This is a genomic window from Victivallis sp. (genome assembly GCF_048170485.1).
Lineage (GTDB): Bacteria > Verrucomicrobiota > Lentisphaeria > Victivallales > Victivallaceae > Victivallis.
Genome location: NZ_DBEXAY010000071.1, coordinates 1 through 20,005, shown reverse-complemented (window position 1 = coordinate 20,005; position 20,005 = coordinate 1). Strand labels below are relative to the sequence as shown.

14 protein-coding genes are annotated in these 20,005 nt (G+C 58.1%); 5 read left to right on the top strand and 9 right to left on the bottom strand.

Translation table 11 applies throughout. The features are described 5' to 3' along the window. Positions 1–960, bottom strand: a complete 960-nt coding sequence (locus ACMLHG_RS03805; protein ID WP_417169612.1) for a LacI family DNA-binding transcriptional regulator — start codon at positions 958–960, stop codon at positions 1–3. A gap of 187 nt (positions 961–1,147) precedes the next feature. Here ACMLHG_RS03805 and ACMLHG_RS03800 point away from each other — a divergent pair, with 187 nt between their 5' ends. After that, the gene (locus ACMLHG_RS03800) at positions 1,148–3,613 is read left to right on the top strand and encodes a beta-mannosidase (protein WP_417169611.1); all 2,466 of its coding nucleotides are present in this window, start codon (positions 1,148–1,150) and stop codon (positions 3,611–3,613) included. Positions 3,614–3,708: 95 nt separating this feature from the next. Here the strand turns inward: ACMLHG_RS03800 and ACMLHG_RS03795 are convergent, their stop codons facing one another. Then, the gene (locus ACMLHG_RS03795) at positions 3,709–4,623 is read right to left on the bottom strand and encodes a DUF4886 domain-containing protein (protein ID WP_417169610.1); all 915 of its coding nucleotides are present in this window, start codon (positions 4,621–4,623) and stop codon (positions 3,709–3,711) included. Positions 4,624–4,755: 132 nt separating this feature from the next. After that, the gene (locus tag ACMLHG_RS03790) at positions 4,756–5,733 is read right to left on the bottom strand and encodes a nucleoside hydrolase (protein WP_417169609.1); all 978 of its coding nucleotides are present in this window, start codon (positions 5,731–5,733) and stop codon (positions 4,756–4,758) included. A gap of 208 nt (positions 5,734–5,941) precedes the next feature. Here ACMLHG_RS03790 and ACMLHG_RS03785 point away from each other — a divergent pair, with 208 nt between their 5' ends. Continuing rightward, a complete protein-coding gene (locus ACMLHG_RS03785) occupies positions 5,942–6,802 on the top strand; it encodes a helix-turn-helix domain-containing protein (RefSeq protein ID WP_417169608.1) in 861 nt (286 codons plus the stop codon). Between the two features lie 23 nt (positions 6,803–6,825). Here the strand turns inward: ACMLHG_RS03785 and ACMLHG_RS03780 are convergent, their stop codons facing one another. Genes ACMLHG_RS03780 through ACMLHG_RS03765 form a run of 4 tightly spaced genes read right to left on the bottom strand, consistent with a single transcriptional unit; the run spans position 6,826 to position 13,907 of the window. Continuing rightward, on the bottom strand, positions 6,826–11,451 hold the full coding sequence (locus tag ACMLHG_RS03780; protein ID WP_417169607.1) for a sugar-binding domain-containing protein: 4,626 nt from the start codon (positions 11,449–11,451) through the stop codon (positions 6,826–6,828). An 8-nt stretch (positions 11,452–11,459) separates the two neighbouring features. Further along, positions 11,460–12,119, bottom strand: coding sequence for a hypothetical protein (locus tag ACMLHG_RS03775; RefSeq protein ID WP_417169606.1), 660 nt, complete (start codon positions 12,117–12,119; stop codon positions 11,460–11,462). Positions 12,120–12,133: 14 nt separating this feature from the next. Further along, positions 12,134–12,913: a prepilin-type N-terminal cleavage/methylation domain-containing protein gene (locus tag ACMLHG_RS03770; RefSeq protein ID WP_417169605.1), complete on the bottom strand. Its 780-nt coding sequence runs from the start codon at positions 12,911–12,913 to the stop codon at positions 12,134–12,136. Beyond that, a complete protein-coding gene (locus ACMLHG_RS03765) occupies positions 12,888–13,907 on the bottom strand; it encodes a LacI family DNA-binding transcriptional regulator (protein ID WP_417169604.1) in 1,020 nt (339 codons plus the stop codon). Before ACMLHG_RS03765 ends, ACMLHG_RS03770 begins: the two co-directional genes overlap by 26 nt. A gap of 267 nt (positions 13,908–14,174) precedes the next feature. Here ACMLHG_RS03765 and ACMLHG_RS03760 point away from each other — a divergent pair, with 267 nt between their 5' ends. Next, positions 14,175–15,176: a hypothetical protein gene (locus ACMLHG_RS03760; protein ID WP_295807372.1), complete on the top strand. Its 1,002-nt coding sequence runs from the start codon at positions 14,175–14,177 to the stop codon at positions 15,174–15,176. A 27-nt stretch (positions 15,177–15,203) separates the two neighbouring features. After that, positions 15,204–17,207, top strand: coding sequence for a sialate O-acetylesterase (locus tag ACMLHG_RS03755; RefSeq protein WP_417169603.1), 2,004 nt, complete (start codon positions 15,204–15,206; stop codon positions 17,205–17,207). Positions 17,208–17,246: 39 nt separating this feature from the next. Here ACMLHG_RS03755 and ACMLHG_RS03750 read toward each other — a convergent pair whose 3' ends face one another. After that, positions 17,247–18,071, bottom strand: coding sequence for a helix-turn-helix transcriptional regulator (locus ACMLHG_RS03750; RefSeq protein ID WP_294434314.1), 825 nt, complete (start codon positions 18,069–18,071; stop codon positions 17,247–17,249). Between the two features lie 67 nt (positions 18,072–18,138). After that, positions 18,139–18,402 carry a glutaredoxin family protein gene (locus tag ACMLHG_RS03745; RefSeq protein WP_294434316.1) on the bottom strand — a complete coding sequence of 88 codons (264 nt, stop codon included), beginning with the start codon at positions 18,400–18,402 and terminating at the stop codon, positions 18,139–18,141. 135 nt (positions 18,403–18,537) lie between these two features. Here ACMLHG_RS03745 and ACMLHG_RS03740 point away from each other — a divergent pair, with 135 nt between their 5' ends. Beyond that, positions 18,538–19,908 carry a mechanosensitive ion channel family protein gene (locus ACMLHG_RS03740; protein ID WP_417169602.1) on the top strand — a complete coding sequence of 457 codons (1,371 nt, stop codon included), beginning with the start codon at positions 18,538–18,540 and terminating at the stop codon, positions 19,906–19,908. The last annotated feature ends 97 nt before the right edge of the window (positions 19,909–20,005 follow it).

The following is a 20,005-nucleotide window of genomic DNA, read 5'->3' as shown; positions in this document are numbered from 1 at the left end:
TCACGCCCCCGGCGGCGGAGCGGTGCTGGAACGGACCCGGAACCGGTAATCCACCAGAACATCGCCCGCCACCGGCTCCCCGTTGAGCAGTTTTTGAAAGATTTCACAGCCGCAACGGACCAGCTCCGTGTAGTTCTGCTCGAGATTGGTGAGCGACGGTTCGAGAAAGGGGGCCACCGCATCACTCGACCAGCCGACCACCGAAAGCATTTCCGGCACCCGGACATTCAACAGCCGGAGCGCGTGCATCGCCTCCAGCTCCATCCCCTCGTTGAGCAGAATCATCGCGGTCACTCCCATGTCGAGCAACTGACGGACCGCCTCGGGGACGCTCTGCGCCTCGACCGCAACCCGCAACTCCGCCGGGAGTCCATGTTCGGCCATCAGATCGCGAAAGGCCAGATCGCGGGCATAGCTGTTCCAGTTGGTGCGGTCGCCGAACGAATACCCCCCGCCCAGCCGCCCGATCCGGCGATGGCCGAGCTGAATCAGATGACCGACGGCACGCCTCATCCCCTGCACGTCGTTCGAACCGACCGTGAAAATGCCGTCCAGATGGCGCGGCCGGGTGTTGATGCACACCAGCGGAATCGTATGCCGCGCCCCCCAGTAGGCCTCCAGTCCGTTGTGCGCCAGAAGCGAAATCGCGCCGCAGAACGGCATCTTCTCCAGCACATGCAGTTCCAGCGTGGAGAAGATCACCGGCACGAAGCGATTCCGCCGCAGCTCCTCCTGCAGCTGATGCAGCAGTGTCCCGAAATAGGCGCCGTAAGGGATATCCGGCATGATGACCGCCACTTCGCGGCACACTTCATCCCGGTAACCGGTTTCCCGGGCGCAGGCCATCACTTCGCGGCGGGTCCGGGCGGAAATGAGCGGCGACCCCGCCAGCGCCCGCGACACCGTCGCAATCGAAAAACCGGTCCGCGCGGCAATCTCCTTCTGTGTGGGATGTGCCATTTCATCGTCTCCTTTTCCTCCTCAATATAGCGTGAAACAATCCGTTTGCAATTGATTTTTACATTTTTTGCATAAATTCTATTTTTGTTGCAAACAATCGCTCCGCTCTCCCCTTGATTTTGCCTCACCGGCCAATATATTCTATGAAAAACCAGGACAACATGAATTTTGCAGGAACTAAGCAAAAATGGAAAATTTCATCGATTTGAGCGGCGAATGGTCGCTGAAAAGTGCGGATTGGGAACATGGGCGGACCATCCCGGCGCAACTGCCCGGAGACAACTACTCCGCACTGCTGGCAGCGGGAGCGATTCCCGACCCCTATTTCGGCTGCAACGAAACCCTCGTGCAGGAGTTCCGCAAATATGAGTGGGAGTTTGAACGGGAGTTCGACGTTCCGACTTCCCTGCTCGAATACGACAGCGTCTACCTCAACGTCGAACAGCTCGACACCTTCGGAACCATCTTCATCAACGGCCACCGGGTGCTCACCGGCAACAACATGTTCCGCCGCTACCGCCCGGAGGTGAAACCGGCGCTCAAACCCGGGCGTAACGTCATCCGGATTCACTTCAAATCCGCGGAACTTGAAGCGAAAAAAGAGGCGCTCCGCCAGAAACGGGAAATCCCGATGAACGGATGCTCCAAGGTGGAACACCTCAATCTGATCCGCAAAGTCCACTGCCACGGCGGCTGGGACTGGGGCATCACGCTGATGGTCACCGGCGTCTATGCGCCGCTCACCCTCACCGGCGTCAACCTTGCCCGGATCGACTATGTCCACACTGAACAGAAGCATGAGAAGAAGCGCGTCACCGTCACCGCCGTCGCGGAACTTTCCGCACTGCGTTCCGGCCGCAAAACCGTCACCTTCACCTTCAACGGCGAAACGAAAACCGTCACCGCCTCGCTGAAAAAAGGTGAAAACCGGGTCAAGGCGCTCTTCGTGGTTGACAATCCCAAACTCTGGTGGCCCAACGGCCTCGGAGAAGCTTCACTCTATTTGCTCACCGTCTCGACCGATGACGAAACCGTCGAACAGGAGATCGGGCTGCGGACGCTGGAGGTCGTCAACCAGCCCGACGAATACGGCGTTTCCATGTATTTCCGCGTCAACGGATTCGATGTCTTCTGCAAGGGGGCCGACTGGATTCCCGCCGACGCGATGCCCGCCCGGGTGACACCGGCAGTGCTCGACGATCTGCTCGAATCCGCCCGGCTCGCCAATATGAACATGCTCCGCGTCTGGGGCGGCGGCCAGTATGAATCCGAGGAATTCTACCGCCTCTGCGACCGCAAAGGGTTGCTGATCTGGCAGGATATGATGTTCGCCTGCAGCCTCTACCCCTCCAACGAGGAGTTTATCGAGAATGTCCGGCAGGAACTGAACTTCCAGATCCGCCGCCTCCGTCATCACCCCTGCCTCGCCCTCTGGTGCGGCGACAACGAGGTGATCGGCGCCACCCGCTGGTACGGAGAAGACAAACGTCTCGTCAACACCATCCACTACGACCGTCTCAACCGGGAGCTCGCCCGGATGGTCGAAACCTTCGATCCGGACCGGTTGTTCTGGCCGAGCTCCCCCTGCGGCGGCCCCAACAACTTCAATGACGGCTGGCACGACGACTCCTGCGGAGACATGCACTACTGGGAGGTTTGGCACGGTGGCAGGGAGTTCAGTGCCTATTACTCGGTCAAACCGCGTTTCTGTTCGGAGTTCGGCTACCAGTCCTTCCCGTCGTTTGAGACGGTCAAACGCTTCTGCCCGCCGGAACAGTTCAACGTCTTCTCGCCGGTGATGGATCACCACCAGAAATGCGTCCGCGGCAATGCGCCGATCATCGGCATGTTCGGCAAATACTTCCGCATGCCGGAGAGTTTCGAAAACTTCCTCTATCTGTCGCAGGTGCAGCAGGCGCTGGCGATCAAGACCGGCGTCGAATTCTGGCGGAGCCTCAAGCCGCGCTGCATGGGAACCATCTTCTGGCAACTCAATGACAACTGGCCGGTCGCCTCCTGGGCGAGCATCGAATACGGCGGAAAGTGGAAACAGCTTCAGTACCATGCAAAACGGTTCTTCGCCCCGGTCATCGGCGTTCTCTACCAGGATGAGGCGAAGGTGCTGCAGCTCCATCTGGTGAGCGATCTGCCGGTCAAAACCGCCGCAACCGTGACCGCCGTGGCGTACGACTTCGACGGGAATGAGCTCCGCCGCTTCGACCTCTCCGCTTCGCTCCGCCCGAACGAAAACCGCCGGCTCAAAAGCTTCAAAGCTTCCGAACTGGCCGATCTCGATCCCGACGCCTGCTTCATCGAGCTGGTCACCGTCGCGGAAACGGCCGAAGGCAGACGCTTCCGGCATGAGAACACCTTTTTCTTCTCCCCCTTCAAACGGTGCGATCTGCACAAAGCGGCTCTCCAGGTCCAGGTCGAAGAGAAGGACGGTCATTATTTCTGCCGCCTCACCACCGACAAGCCCGCATTCTTCGTCACGCTGGATACGCCCGGAATTCCCGGTATCTTCAGCGACAACAGCGTGACGCTGCTCCCGGGTGTTCCGGTGGAACTGGAGTTTACCCCAAAACGGAAAACCTCGTTGAAGGAGCTGCAGAAGACGCTTGCCGTCAACGATCTGCGCAACACCTACAACTGAACCCAACAGCAGAACGCCCGTCCCTCCGATACCGGGAGGACGGGCGTTTTTTTTGGCTGCCGCACATTCCGCATGTGCGGAATTTCAGCACACGGTTACTTCTTTGTATTGACCTGCTGGAACTCGTTCACCGCCTTTTGGGCGATGTTCCGGAGGAACTGCGCCTCTTCCGCGCTCAGCCCTTTCGGAACGAATTTGATCTCGGAGGTCTTGCGCCCGAAGAGTTCGGCAAACCAGACGCACGACTGCAGATACCGGCCGCGCTCATTGAGGTGGATGTAATCGACATTCAACTTCCAGTTCCCCTTTTTGTCCTTGCGCCAGTAGTTGTTGCCGATGAAAGCGCCCTGCGGCTCGGGGAGCCGGTTCGGACGGACCGCTTTCCTGATATCCTCCGCCGTGTAACTCTGCTGGAACTTCACCGGCTGCTCCGCCCGCGCCATCTGCACCGCGAATCCGGAGGGAATGATCCGGCAATTGAACTCCTTCGCCGTCTTGACGTAGCTGGCGAAGAGCTTTTCATACATCTCCTTGTAGTCCTTGCAGCACCACTTGCCGAATCCGGGGTGGTCGGGGCGGTAGGACCAGGTCATCTGAATGACGATCTCCGCCTGCGGCGCATATTTGCGCACATACTCATAAAGATTCTTGAACCACGGCTGATAACTCTCCGGCCGGAAACTCTGGTGGCTCGCCTGCTGAAGCGTGACGATATCCCACTTCTTCGAAGTGAGTTTTTCGCGGAGATTGAACTTGCCGTAATAGGGTTTGTACTCCGGATCCTTTTCCGACTTGAGCACCTCGCGCCAATGGCGTTCCAGCGTGCAGCCGCCGATGTTGGCCCGCTCCAGCACCAGCTGGCAGTCCGGCACCGATTTCACGATTTTCGGCAGAAACTCGAAGACGCTGTCGGCGAAACTGTTCCCGATGGTCAGCACCTTCAGTTCCTGCGCCCGCACCCCGACCGCACAGCACAGCAGCGCGGCCCCAAGCATCCATCGTCTCAACATACGGCAATCCTTTCTGTTGCAGTGAAAAGTTCCAACAATATACCTCTATTTTCAACAAATGCAACAGAAGGGGCGGTCAAATTTTATTTCTCACCCAAAAATTGCCGACCTTCCGGCCTGCCACGCCGTATCTTACGCCGGGAAATGAACTTTTTCTCCGAACCGGCCCTGGTGATCAGCAAGAGCCGCCGCAGCAATCTTCCCGAACAGAATGCGGAACACCGGGTCGCGATTGATGCGGCAGACAAACCGGCAGAACGGCCGTCCCGGCTCCCGCCGCCAGCGCCCGTCATCCCCGAGTTTCAGAATCGGTCGCAGTTCCGAGGTGTACGCCTCCGGAGCGGCAAAAATCCCGACGGTTGAAATGTCCCAGATAATCCGGCTCCCCTGCCGGTTCATGAAACGTTTTGCCACCTCGTACAACCCGGCCCCGATTCTGCCGAACGGGGCGCAATGCTCCTCCAGTTCCGCCAGTGTCGTAAGGAGCGTTTCCGCGCCATGGACACACGGAATATGGATCAGCGGAGTTCCGGAGTCAAACACCACCTGCACCGCGGCGATGTCCTGCTTGAGGTTGAATTCACCGCAATCCGGCCAGTCCGGCGGATTGCCGCCCAGCCAGACGATCACGCAGCTTGCCGCGATTTCCGGTGCGAGCAGCAAGGCGGACGCCACATTGGTCAACGCGGCAATCGCCAGAATGTGCAGGACCCGCCCGGCCCGCTTCGCCTCGCGGGCAAGTTCCACAATGCGCCGGGCGGCGGGAGACTCCACCGGTGTGTCTCTGTCCGGCAGATAGGAGACGGAGCCGCGGTACGCCAGTGACTGCGGAGCTCCGGTGAGCGCAAGGATGCGGCAGATCTCCTGATAACTCTTTTCCATCCCGTCGGCCGGTCCGGAGGAGAGTTCGTTGAAAAACGGCGCGGCGGTTACGGCCCGCAGGTGAAGCAGTTCCGGAGAAAGCAAAGCGAATACCAGCGCGAACTGATCATCCATCTCATTGAAAGTATCCGTATCCAGAACGGCCTCCGCCGGCCTCACGCCGCGCAACATCAGCCGCGCCTGCCGGTCCGCCGCACAAAGGACCTCTTCTCCGCATCCCGCAATCATCGCTTCATTCCCTTCCGAATTCTTTAAACAGTTTTCTGCCGGACCGGGTATAGTATACAGGCGACTGCATCGGGAAACAATTGAAATTCATGAGAAAAAATCACAAAAAAACAGCACAAATCAACATTTTGCCATTGAGACAAAGAACGTTTTAACGTATATTCTCCTCCGAAAGTTGCAGAACACAGCCTGAAAGGGGAAACGCATCATGGATGTACTCTTTCCACAACCGGAGGGATCACCTTCCCCCGATGTCTCATTTCTGATCTCCCACTCCGGTCATTATGAATTTGTGGACAACGTTCCGCGGCCGATGCACTCCCACCGGGGCGCTGAAGTGGTCCTGTTCACCCGGGGAAGCTGCGAAACCAGAGTGGAAAGCGGTGAGCATTTTCATTGCGTCCCCGATATGCTGCTCATCCTTCCCCCCGGATTGCGGCATATTCAATATGACAACTCCACAGATTGCGAAACCTACTACACGGTGTTTGAAGATTTTTCCGGAACGGCCGACTTCACCTTGCGGAGCATCCGGCTGCAGGAGGAGACTCACATCGCCCGCTGGCTCACCGAGATCTATGAGCTGTGCCGGGAACATGAGTTTCAAGAGGCCTCCCATCTGCTCGCGGCAGCGTGGCTGCGCATCGAACGGCTGGAAGCCGCGCGCGCCCGCTGCATCGACATGCACCCGGCCCTCCGGCAGGCGCTGGCGGAGATGCTTCATCATTACGCAGAAGATCTCTCCATTACGGAAATCGCCCGCAGGAGCAATGCCAGCGTCAGTTTGATCCACCAGCTGTTCCGGCGCCAGTTCGGCATGGGGCCGCGCCGGTTTCTGATCGCTCTGCGGATGCGGGAGGCGCGCGCCGCCCTGCTGAATCCCAACTTCAACATCTCCGACGTCGCCAGAGAAAGCGGATTTCGCAGCACGAACTACTTCATTCGCCTCTTCAAGGAGTTCCACGGCGTCACGCCCAACACGTTCCGGCGTTCTCCCGATCAATTTGCCGACCGTCTCAAACTCACGGAAAAACTTTTTGACTTCAGCGCCGGGCGTTCCGATTTCTGAAACCGCCCACCCTGCCCGGCGGCTCAATCGAATTTCAATGAAAAGTCGAGCGGCCCGTAATCAACGTCAAGTTTCACCAGCAGACGGTTTTCGCCCGGCCGCAGAGAGACCCGCCGTTTCAATGTTTTTCGAAACGACGGCGGCAGAACCGGCGAATTCGGATCCCGGTTGAAGGTGTGATTGTGATCGTCGATGAGCAACGTTCCGTTCAGCCAGACGCGAACGCCGTTGAAAGTGGAGAGTTCCAGCGTGTACTCCCCCGCCGCCGGCACATCGACCGTCGTGGCCGCGTATCCGGCAACATACTGCAACGGCGAAACATCCAGCCCCGGGACATCGCTTCGCAGCAACGCATTGCCGAGATCGACCCGATCTCCGGAGGAACGGCAGGGCTTCCAGCGATTGACCAATGTTCCCGCCTCGTAATAGGCCTTTTCATAGGCGGGGAATTCGGTTCGGATCTCCTGGTTTTCCGGGACGGTAGCCGCCTCTCCCCCGAGAAAATCCTGCCGGAATCCGGAACATTTCGGCCGTTCTCCCACGTTCGGGAACGGGCCGATCACCATCCAGTCACGCAGGAATTTTCCGCGCTGCAGAGCGGTTCCCGTGGCCGGCGGTGTCAAGCTGTTTTCCAGAAGAAGCGGTTTGCCGCCGGAATCGAGGAAACGGAGGGCGAACGCGTAGCCGCCGGTCTCCTGTTCGATCTTCACCAGCAGGCGGTTCCACCCTTTTTTCAGACGGACGGAATGGCGGTTTTCATCCGGTTTACAGCCGCGGTAGGCCTGCAAAGCGCCGACCATTTCGCCGTTGAGAAAGATCTTGTAACCGTCATCGCTGCCGATCGTCAGCACGGCATCCCGGTCGGAATCACTTTTCACATAGCAGGCGGCATACCCGAAAATGTATTGGATGATTCCATCCAGCCCGGGGTGGTCGATCAGAAACGCTCCGGAAAGATCGACCACATCTTTGTCGGATGTGAGCCAGTCCCAGCGGATGGTGAACCGCCCGGGCTCCCAGTACGCCTCCGGATTGCGCTTGAATTCCACCTGTTGCGGCGGCAAGGCAAGGGAGGGATGAATTGTTGTCTCTCCGCCGAGAAAGTCGGTGTTCATCCACTGCGCGGACCGTTTTTCCCGGCTGCCGTAGTTGGGGAACGGGCCGAGCACCAGCCAGCGCCGGATGAATCCGGTGGGGCCGATCGGCGCAAGTTTGGCGAAGGCCGATTTCGGCCGACGCAGGGAAGCGGGAGTCTCTTTGCGGGAGGTCGCATCTGCCGCTGTATCGCCAAGATCGACGTTGCCCGGGGTGAATTCCGCCGAACCGGTTCCGAGGTCGAACCGCAGTTTCGGCAGGTACTCCCAGCCCGGTTTGCCGAGCGGAATGCAGACAAGCTCCACCTCATGAGTCAGCGTTTTGCCCTCCGCCGTGACGGAGATGGTCTGTCTGCCGGGGAGATCGTAATAGAACCATGCCCTCCCCTGCGCATCGGCCTGAACGCCCTGCGGGCCGCCGGATTCACTTGTCGAAAAGACGTTTTCATGCGGAACCGGCTTTCCGTTGCGGACCACCTCGACAAGCAGCTCCGGACTCCGCCGGATTGCCAGTTCCGGCAGCGGCTGAAAGATGTTGCGATACGCCTCCATCACCGCGGTCGGGGTGTAGGCGGGGCGTTCCGGGTCGAAGAAGTTGACTGGTCCGCGGCGCAATGTCATGTTGTCAAGATAGAGCTTTTCCGCCCGGATTCCCCCCGAGCCGGACATCGACGGCCAGACCACGGGGCGGCTGAACACCTTCTGCGGCGCCGCGGTGTAATATTCGCTCCACGGTCCGCAGGCGCGGGAATCCCGTTTCGAGGCGATGGCGCCGAGACCGGTGAAGGTGTAGGGCATGACGCCGTCGACGCCCGCCTTATAGTAACTCTTCACCAGCCGTTCGAGCCAGAGTTTCATCAGCCGTTCCGCGCCGCGGGCCTGCTGCGGGTTGTAGAGCGCGTTCGAGACCTCCGGGTTCCAGAACTCGCCGATCACCACCGGTTTTTCCGCCAGAGAGCAGTATTCGCGAATGCGGTTCACGCCGAGATCGTAATCGTGCAGAACCGCGACCGGAGCCTCCGGAGCCAGCGCGGAGCTGTGCGAGTGGTTCATCAGAATCATGTGGGGGGCCTCGGCCTGCGCCCGTTCGCGGAACTTCTTCACGGTCCGGTAATTCGCAGCATTCATCGTCTCATTTTCAAGCGAGAAGAAGAGCATCGAAGGGGCGTTGCGGAATTTCCGCATGATCTTTGTGTAGTACTCGAGGCTGTTTTCGAGCCAGACCGGGTCGTCGTAATTGCTTTCGCCGTTGATGTCGGTCGGTGCGAAGAGCGCCCACCAGGGGCCTTCGCCTTCACTCACGATTCCCGCATCGTCACAGGCGGTGACCGGCCAGTTCTGCAAATTGAAACGGTGATAGCGCAGGAAGTTGATGTGTCCCTCCCGCCGGGCGCGGTTCAAAAAGAGCTCCGCATGGCGGTTGTTGCGAATCGTCACCCGTTCGATGAGGCTGGGGGAACTGCCCTGCAGGCGGAACTCTTTCCCGTTCAGAAACATCTTGCGCCCTTCGATCGTCATTTCGCGGAAAGCGAACGGCGTGAATTCCGTGCTGCTTCTTCCTGCCGCGGCAACGGTGCTCTTCAACAGGTAACGGTTGTGAGGCTCTCCGTAGGCGCCGCCGATGCCCCAGAGTTTCGGATTCGGGAAGGCGACTTCCGTCTCGACGAGTTTGCGCTCGCCGGGAGCGAGGGTGACGATCTGTTCCGGCAGGACGGCAACGGAAGTGGCCCCGTCGAGCACCTCGGCGGAGAGTCGGGCTTCCACCTCTTCGGCGGTGTCGTTAACGACGGTGGTCCGGACGATGATCTTCTTCTGTTTCAACGAGGTCTGCACATAGTGCTCTTCGCCGCGCAGCAACGGCTTCGCCAGCAGATTCACGTCGCCGGAAATGCGCAGGGCATAGACGTGCATCTCCGGCACCGGGTAGAGATAGTGCGCCCGGAGTTTGTGGTAACGGGGTATACTGCTTTCTGTTCCCATCGAAACCTTTTTGGCGGAGGAGACGAAGACCAGCAGATGGTTCAACTTTCCCGGCACCGCCAGTTTTGTCACATCGATTTCAAACGGAATAAACCCGCCATAGTGACTCCCGGCATACCGGCCGTTGACGAAAACTTCAGCGTACATCATGACTTCATCAAACTGCAAAGTCAGCTTTGCTCCGTTCCACTTCGCCGGGATCTTGAACGAGGTTCTGAACCAGGCATTCTGAATCGACGCGGCGCGCCAGTAGGCGCCCGCCTGCTTGCCGAACACCTCATCCGAGACATTGCCCATATTGTAGAATACGAAAGGGGAATCATTCGGAATCGGCACGGGCATCCACCGTGTCGGCAGCACATCCGCTTTTCCGGGGGAGAACTGCCAGACGCCGTTGAGCAGCAGCGGCTGGACGCCATTCGGTTCGGCGGCGGGCAAGGCGGAATCGCGTTCGACGAAAAACGCGGGGAATTCCACGGTGCGCTGCGGTTTCGCGGCGAATTCACGTGCTTTCGCGAGATAGCGCATCCCGTTATCCATATTGGTGATAATGCGGGTGAGCGGGGCGAAATCCTGAATTTCGCCCTCCGGCTTGTCGTTCAAGGCCTCCTGTACCGCGCGGAAGTAGCGCCGGGCGACGTCGGCGTAGAACCGCGCTTCGCGCCCCGCATGACAGTTCGGATTGGCCGCCGCAGTCAGCTTGTCAGCCGCAGTGCAGTTCTGAACCGCAGCCGGGACAAGGGTTTCCGTCAAAGCGGCGAAAAGGCGGCTCCGGAAGTTCTCCCATTCTCCGGCAAGTTTGTCGCCCGTCGCAACCACCTTGGGGAGTGTCACCCGTTTCTGCCGGACAAAGGCGGCAACCCGATCCGCCAGCGCTTTTCCATCCCGCTGAAATCCGGCAAAGTCAAGTCCGAATTCGCGATATTGGGAGAGACGTTCCAGACCGCGCAGAAAATAGCGAAGAGAATCGACCGGGTAGAACCGTTTCGGCCGTTCGACGGCAGCAACCCAGGCGTTGCCGAATCCCTTACCGGGTGCTGTGCCGAAGAGGTTTGACATGCGCAGTTTTTCCGCCCGCCACTGCGGTTCATTGAGCAGAGCGATTTGCGTGATGAAGCCGTCCGGTTTCGCGCATTCCACCGAGAGAACGGAATCCGGCGTCACCTGCACGCTCTCCGGGAAGTAGAGCCAGCCGGTGTAGATGCCGTTCTCCTCCTTGTCGCGGCCGATCGCACGGACCATCCGGGCGCTGATTTCCGGCCGGAGCGGTTTGCCGTCAAGCAGGAAACGGTAGGCGATTCGCGGCATCCAGTAGGTGTAGCCGCCGAACATCGAATCACCTTCGTTGCCGGAACGGTCCGAACTTTTCACCTTCACCATCAAGTGATAACGCCCGGCTGGAGCGCCGAGGCGGAAAGAGCGTGCCTCCCCCTGCCGGAGCGGAACGAGACGGACCGGATAATCCGACTCCTCCAGCGGCAGTTGCGGACGAAATCCGCCGGTTTCCGGCCGATTCGCCCAGAGAGGAACGATGAGGGAAATGACAGCAGGAATGGCAAAAAAGCGAAAACGCATGATGAAAATTACTTTCTTTTTGGTTTCATTGGTTCCATGGCATATTCGACATCTTCCGGCGTGACACGGCGGAAATCGTCGAGATTCAACGAGCCGCCGGTCGCATTCTTTTCGCGCAGGCAGTTGACGACGAACCGGGCACGACCATCCGGCCCGTCATATTTCATGCGGTAGACGATCGTATTCCAGCCGTCTTCGAGCGTGATGAGATCGTATTCCTGCATTGCATGAATTTTGCCGCCCTGTTCCAGAAAGAGCCGCATCTTTGCCATCGGCGTGGCGGAATCGGCGGAAACCTGAAACGTCACGCTGTAAATTTCCCCCCTCTTGACCGGGAATTCCGGCGACTTGAGCGTGAGCCAGCTGCACGATTTAAAGGTGAACATGCGAAGATAACTCTTTCCTTCGGCGGGTTCGAGAGCCGGTTTCCGCTCGGCGAGAGTTTTTCCGCCACGATCCACATAACTGATCGAGGTCCAGGGATTCCCGCCGGCAGGGAACGCACTCCAGCCGTTCAGTTCCTTTGTGCCTTTCGCATTGATCTGGGCATTGGCGGCATGCGCCTTTTCAAATCCCGGATCTGCAAGATAATCCGCGATAGACTCTTCGGCCCTGCCGCAAAAAGCAAAGCAGAGTAATAGAAAAGAAATCAACCGTAAACTCTTCATGAGAATGCCCTCCGTCATTTCAGCCCATACATCTGACACTTGGAATTTTCGCCGAGCCAGCGAAATGGTGCAACATTGAATGCGACCACCGTATTCGGCACTTTTGCACCTTCCACATGGTAATCCGCATAAAGAACATTTACCGTCTTGGCATGACGCACGGCGGGGCGTCCCCAGCCGGCATCATTCTGCCAGTTGCCGATGTAATTTGTCGGCGCGATACGCCATTTCCCGTTGACATTACCGGGATTGGTAAGAGAACCGTTGGTCACAGAATCCATTAAAAATACCTTTGTCGATGGATTTTTTATTCGAGTTATTTTCCCATATTTCGAGGGACTGTAGGGGTCTACAATTCCCAGATTGAAGCCATACTCTGTTTGTTGCGGATTAACAGACGTATTCCAGAAATTATTTGGATCAGAAATCCAGGAAAAACGCAACGTATCATTCGCCGGGCAGAGAAACAGCTTGTTGGTCAACGACTTGTTGTGACGTTTGAGTTGATGGACCCAGGTATTGGTGTCCGTCGGGCTGCATGCCGGCAGAAAATCCTGACTGTCCGCTACATACATGGCAACCACCTGCCCGAGGGATTTGAGTCTGCTGGAACAGGAGACGCACTTTCCGCGCTCCCGCGCCTGATTCAATGCCGGCAGAAGCATCGCGGCAAGGATGGCGATGATCGCTATTACAATTAAAAGTTCTATAAGGGTGAATCTATCAGTTCCATCCGTGTTCTTCGGACGCCGAGTCGTTTCCTGCCGTTCAGTGAGCAACGAGAATGGGTTCATAGTAGGGGTCCTCCAGTTGTGTGTTGTAAAATTGCGCCAAGTCGGTCACATTCATAAATTTTGCAGGAAGACTGCGGTGTTCCGCCGGCCCCGCCGGGTTGTCGATCATTTCAATCATCCGCTTCATGCATTCCGAAATCGATTCCCGGAATGGATTGACAATGACGCCGCGAATGCTCGGGTGGGCAATGTAGTCGGTGGGAAGCGTGTAACAGTAGATGCAGGCAGGTAGCGTGACAATTTCATGTTGTTCGCAGAAATGCAGCATCTTCGCAACAATGGTGCTTGAGTAGGAGAGAAGAGAGTCCGCTCCGGAAGCGGAGAGCATTTCCAAAAGATTTTTCGGATTGTCTGCCACATTACCCGGAATATAAACAATTTCCAGATCATGTTCCCTGCATGTCCGAGTTATGCAGCGGCCCCAGTCGCCATAGTTTGCCACGACTGTCACGGCAAGTTTGCGTCTCCCCTCCCGACAGAAAAGCTCGATCGCCTGCTCGAAGGCGGCCTGTCGTTCAAAGTCGAAGTTGTTGTAGGCCGGATTGTCCCCCGACATCTGCAGGATAGGATACCCTTTCAGGCGTCTGGCGGTTTCCTCGTCCGGTCTCAAATCCAGATTGTAGAGAATGCCTGCCGGCTGACTGTCCAGCAGACTGTTGAGTATTTTCTGCTCCTGCGCATAATCGTAAAACGGCACCAGGGAAATCAGCAGCTGATATCCGAACCGGTATGCCTCCTGAAGCAGCATTTGCGTCCGGAAACTGGAAAAGGTCCCGACAATGTTTCCGGTGGCATATCCGATGATCATCGATTTGCCGCTGCGGAGACTGCGCGCCAGCGCCGAAGGATGGTAGTTCATCTCCCGGATGGCCGCATCGATCCGCTGACGTGTCTCCGCCGACATGCGGGATTTCGGATTCTTGTTCAAATACATCGATACCAGGGCCGGAGAAACGTTTGCCCGGCTGGCGATATCTTTCAGTGTCGGCGGCATATCGGTCCTCATTGTTCGGTTGCTGTATCGATTAAGCAATTATATTATACCCAAAAAAGAGGTCAATGTCAAGAGCAACAGGAAAAAAAAGTAAAAAAACATGTTCAACGGGTGCAAGGACTCCCCAGATACGTTGTTTTCTGGAAAAATCGGGAAAACTTCTCCCCTGCCCCGCCGATCCAGTGGAAATTGTCACCTCGACAATCTATCTTATACTGTTTCCGGACACGGGCCGGAAACCGCATTATGAAAACCAATGAGGACGATATGAGAAAATTCATCTGGGACAACACCTGGTACCGGGGCGCAAATTTCACCCCCTCCACCGCAATCAATCAGCTGGAAATGTGGCAGGCGGAAACCTTCGATCCGGAGACGATCCGCCGGGAGCTCGGTTACGCCGCCGGCATCGGCATGAACATCATGCGGGTCTATCTGCACGATCTTCTCTGGGAACAGGATTCCGCCGGCTTTCTGAAACGCATGGAAACCTACCTCGAAATCGCCGACAGCTGGAAGATCAAAACGATGTTCGTCTTCTTCGACGACTGCTGGAAATCCGAATTTCAGCTCGGCAAACAGCCGGAACCGGTTCCGAACACGCACAACTCCGGCTGGGTTCAGTCCCCCGGCAACCGCGCGGCGGACGATCTGTCGCAGCGCCCCCGTCTGGAACGCTATGTCAAGGGGGTCCTCACCCATTTCGCCCACGATCCGCGAATCGCCCTCTGGGATCTCTACAATGAACCGGGCAACGGAAGCGCCGGCGACCACATCACCGCCACCGGCATGCGGGAATCCGCCTCCCTGCCGCTGCTGCGCGACGTCTTCCGCTGGGCGGAAGAGGTCAACCCGGATCAGCCGTTCACCGCGGCGCCCTGGTGCTTCGGGAAGGCGTTCGATGAACTGAACCGCTTCATGTTCAAGCACTCCGACGTCGTCACCTTCCACGCCTACAACCGGCCCGGAGAGCTGCTGGAACGTATCAACTTCATCCGCCTTATCGCGGATGGGCGCCCGATGCTCTGCTCGGAATATATGGCACGCCACGCTGGAAGCACCTTCCGCGACTGCCTGCCGCTGCTCAAAGAGAACCATGTCGGCGCCATCAACTGGGGGCTCGTCTCCGGGAAAACTCAGACCGTCTTCCCCTGGCAGGGAATGATGGAAACCGCCGATCTGAGCATTGCCTTCCACGATGTATTCCATCGCGACGGAACCCTGCTCGTGCCGGAGGAAGCGGAGGTATTCGAGAAATTCATGCGCTGAACGAAAATTCACTGAGGAACGAGAATTATGGAATTCGCTGAAACGTTCTCTTTTCATCGCGTTTTCTCCTCTCACATGGTCCTCCAGCGGGAGCAGCCGATCCGGTTTTCCGGCAAAGCAACGCCGGGGAAATCGGTGACGCTCGCATTCGCCGGTGAGGAACGCCGCGTTTCCGCCGGAGCCGACGGGGAATGGACCGCGGAATTTCCGGCAATGCGGGCCGGCGGTCCTTACACCCTCACGCTGAGCGGCGCCCCCGGGGTGCAACCAATCCTCTTTGACGATATTCTGATCGGAGAGGTGTGGATGTGCACCGGGCAATCCAATATGGAGATGCCGGTCTACTCCGAAAATCCCTTCTGGCAGACGCTCAACGCCAGAGAGGAGCTCAAGAAGGCCGACCATCCCCGGATTCGGTTCTACAACTCCATGCTGACCCGCCGCATCGCGCCGGACGGGCCGCTGCCGGAGGAAAACGGCACCGGCTGGCAGCCCTGCAACGCCGAAACCGTCGCGCAGTTCTCCGCCTGCGGCTACTTTTTCGGGCGCACGCTGGAAGAGGATCTCGACGTTCCGATCGGTCTTGTTGCCACCGCCTGGGGGGGCACCATCATCGAGGCGTGGATCTCGCAGCGGAAATTTCAGGAGAAGAGTTGGGAGCCCTTCGTTGAGCAGAGCAGCGTCGACGCGATGTGGCGCGAACTGCGCAACTCCGGCGAATTCCAGTCGCTGTTCGAGTGGCTCGATAACTTTGACGCTCTCGGCAGAGCGGATTCCGCACTGTTCCAGCTGGATGCGGATGTTTCCAACTGGCAGAAAATCACGGCGCCGTCCCTCAGCCTGCCCTGCCCCGGCCGCTATCTGGTGCGGGCGGAATTCGACCTTCCGGAATCCTTCGCCGGGCAGGATGTCACCCTGGAAACCGGTGTCTTCAACGATACGGACCGCACCTTCCTGAACAGCGAACTCATCGGCTCGACCGGATTGGAGCATCCGGCGTACTGGAATGTCTCCCGCCGGTATCGTGTCCCAGCCCGGCTGCTCCGCCCCGGCCGCAACTGTGTTGTCATTGAGGTGGACAACCACTACAGCACCGGTTCCGCCAACTTGAGCAACTGGAAAATCAGCGACGAAACGGATTCTCTCGAGTTTCAGCCCGTCAGTTGCTGGACCACCATCTTCACGGTTCCGGCGGGATTTCCGCTGCGGCCGAACGTGCCGACTCCGGGGAGCGGGCGCACGCCCGACGGGCCGAACTACCCCTCCACGCTGTTCAACGGCATGCTTTACCCGTGGTTCCGCTACACGATCCGCGGCACCATCTGGTACCAGGGGTGCAGCAACAACGGCGAATTCACCTACTACCCGCTTCACAAGATGCTGATCGACGATCTGCGGGAACACTGGAAGGACCCGGAAATGCCGTTCCTGCTGGTGCAGCTTGCCGCATATCACTCGCACAATCCGGAAACCCGGCTGCAGGACGCCATGTTCGACAACCTGCCCTTCCCGGAGTTTTCCGCCTATGGCCTCACCCGCGAAATCCAGGCGGAAATGCCGCGGGTGCGCCGGAACGTCGGCATGATCTCGGCGTTCGACCGCGGCGATCACTCCGACATCCATCCCCGCGACAAGCAGACGGTGGGGATGCGGCTCGCGAAGAAAGCGGAACAGATGGTCTACGGCAAAGAACAGGTTGCCGACGGACCGGTTTTCGCCGGCATCCGCAAAGAGGGGCCACGGTTCCGCATTCTCTTTCATAACACCGGTTCCGGGCTGACCACTTCGGACGGCAAAGCGCCGACCGGGTTCGTGCTGGGAAACCGCACCGGAGACCTCTATCCGGCAAAGGCGGAGATCGACGGCGATACGGTGGTATTGAGCACCCCGCTGGTGCCGGAACCGCAACGGGTCCGCTACGCGTTCACCGGCTACTGCCGGGTGAATCTCTGCAACAAGGAGGGCTACCCGGCTCTGCCGTTCCGCTCGGACAAACCGGATTTCGAGGCGATGTTCCCGGACATTCCCTGAGCCGGTTTTGCGCGGCGCCTCGCCGGAACTCCGGAGAAATCACCGCTGTTCCGGCGCATCCGCCGCGGCAAACCGTTTCCGATACACGGTCGGTGCGCATCCGGTCAACTGCTTGAAAACCGTGCAGAAGTAGTTGCTGTCGGGAAACCCGCTGCCGGAAGCGATGCTCTGAATCGATTCCCGGGTGTGGAGTTGAATCCGCAGTTTTGCTTCATGAATCCGACGTTCATTGAGCAGCTGCCGGAAGCTCTTTCCACCGGCCCGCTTCAGAATTCCCCCCAGGTAGTTCGGGTTCATCTTCAACTGTTCCGCGAAATCGGCAAGGCTGATCGGCAGATAGTAGTTCTGCTCGATAAAATGTTTTGCCAGAAGAAGGTATGAAGCATCATCCCCGCGCACCGGCCAGGAGTCCCGGTTGCGTTCCAGCTCCAGTTGAATGAACTGAACGATGAAATTCCCCAGTTGAATCAGCTCTTTTTTCTTCGCTTCCGTCACCAAATGGCGGGGAAATCCCCGGTCATAAAGCTCCGGTCTCGCGCATCCGGCGAAGCCCCCCAGATAGAGAACACAAACGAGATCGCCGCTCCAGATCACCGGCAGAGCGAGATCCCAGATGCCACAGGGGCAACACCCGGAAAACCGCCGGCCGCGTCTTGCGATTTCAATGCTTCGGCTCTTGTTGCGGGCGCACTCCTGCAACCCCTGGTGGCTCTTGTGGTAGCGGCAGAACGCTCCGTGATGAAGAAACTGATCCGGAGCGAGTTGAAGCGGAGAGTTCCGGACGAAGGCGCAATGCAACGCTTCCAGACAGATCACCGCGCCGGATTTCCGTTCGCAGAACCGCATCAACTCCGACAGATTCATGGATTCTCCCGTTTCTCAGCCATTTCCGGAGTTCCACCCCTCCCCCCGTCGCGCGATTTTCCCTCGGTCATTTTGCCGGGATGATGCCCCATGCCCGGAGGTCCGCCTCGAGCTCAGCGGCGTTGAACACCTTGCCGGGACGCCATTTGCCATTGTACTCCAGCGTCGGAACCACCCAGTCATCACCGCCGTTGACCTCGACGACCTTCTGGACGACCTCCGGCGGCTGCTCCTCGATTTCGAGGTATTCGAAGGGAATTCCATGCGCATTGAGCCATTCGATGGTGCGGTGGCAATGGGGACAGACCTTCCAGGCATAAACTTTCAACATGACGACAACCCTCCTCCTGATGATGGTTTCGGATACCATATCACAAAAAAAGCAGCTTTCAAGTGGATATTTTCATTTCCCGGAGTACATTATTTTACACACCCCGGCGGGGGAGAGAGGAAGGAGATGGTGCCCATGCGAAAAATTCTGATACCAGTACTGCTGCTGATCCTGGCCGGACTTTGTTCCGCCGCTCCGGAGAGTACTCTGTCCCTCCCGGAGGAGACGGAAAAGAGCGAAGAGGTCCGGAAAACCCCGGAAAAAGAGTCACAAGAAACCCGGGACTCCCGGGAAGACGAGAGCGAGATCGACCGGATTCTCTCCGGGGAAGAGACCATTCCGCTGGTTTCCGAGGAGGAGCTGGCTCAGACGCTCGGCCAGAAGGTGGATGCGGCACTCGACTGGTTTCATCGGGAGCGTCACGCCCTGTTCGTCCTGCTGACCGGAGCCGTTCTGACCATCGGCATCGGCATCGGCCTGGGCATCGGCATGCAGAAGATCATCCGTGCACAGCGTGCGGTCAAGCAGAACTCCCTGCGCTGGCAGCTCATCTGGGCGCTCTCGCTGCCGCTGTTGCTGCTGGGGGTTGTGATTGCGCTGTTTCTTCTGATGCTGCCGGTTCTGCAGACGCTGCCGCGGCTCTACAAATTTGATGCACGGCTCTTTTTCACGCTGGTAACCCTCATCATCACATGGGCGGGGATGCGTCTCATTTCCGTCTTGAGCATGCGCATGTCGCAATACGCCGCCAGCGCCGACAACAACCTGGATCAGCTGATGGTGGAAATCACCCGCAAGGTCTTGAAAATCACTCTGATTATCGTCTCCATTCTCTTTATCGGGCAGAGCATTTTCAATCTGAATATCACGACTCTGCTGGCAGGCGCCGGAGTCGTCGGCCTGGCGATAGCATTTGCCTCGCGTGAAACGCTGGCGAATTTTTTCGGGACTCTGGTCATCATCCTGGATCGACCTTTCCGGTGCGGCGACCGCATCCAGGTCAACGGCGTCGACGGGCTGGTCAAGGCAGTGGGGATGCGGAGCACCCGGATTCTCACGGCGGACGAGAGCGTCTACACCATTCCGAACAGCAGAATCGCCGAATGTGACATTGAAAACATCAGCAATCACGGGGTCATCCGCTTTGCCTTCACCATCGGCCTGGTCTACGAAACACCGGGCGGCGACATAGAAAAGGCGATGAAAATTCTCCATGAAATCGTAGACGATTTTCACGGCAAGGATCCGCAGTCCCGGCAGCCGCGTGTCTTCTTTGAAACGCTCGGCAGCTCCGCGCTCAACCTCAAGGTCATCATGTGGCTGAAGACCACCACCTACGAAACGGAAGAAAAGTGGCGGACCGAAATCAATCTCGCCGTCATCAACCGGTTCAACGAAGCCGGTCTCAACATGGCCTACAATACGGTAACCAGCTACCTGCGCGGCGACCCGGCGTACCCATTCCGGCTGGAATCCTCCCCCGCCCAAGAGCCGAAACAACCGTAACCGTCACACGGCCGAAACCGCACATACTTTCACGGCTCACGCAGACAAAGACAAAGCGTGAGCCGCATTTCTTCCCCCTTCCTGCGACGGAAAAAAA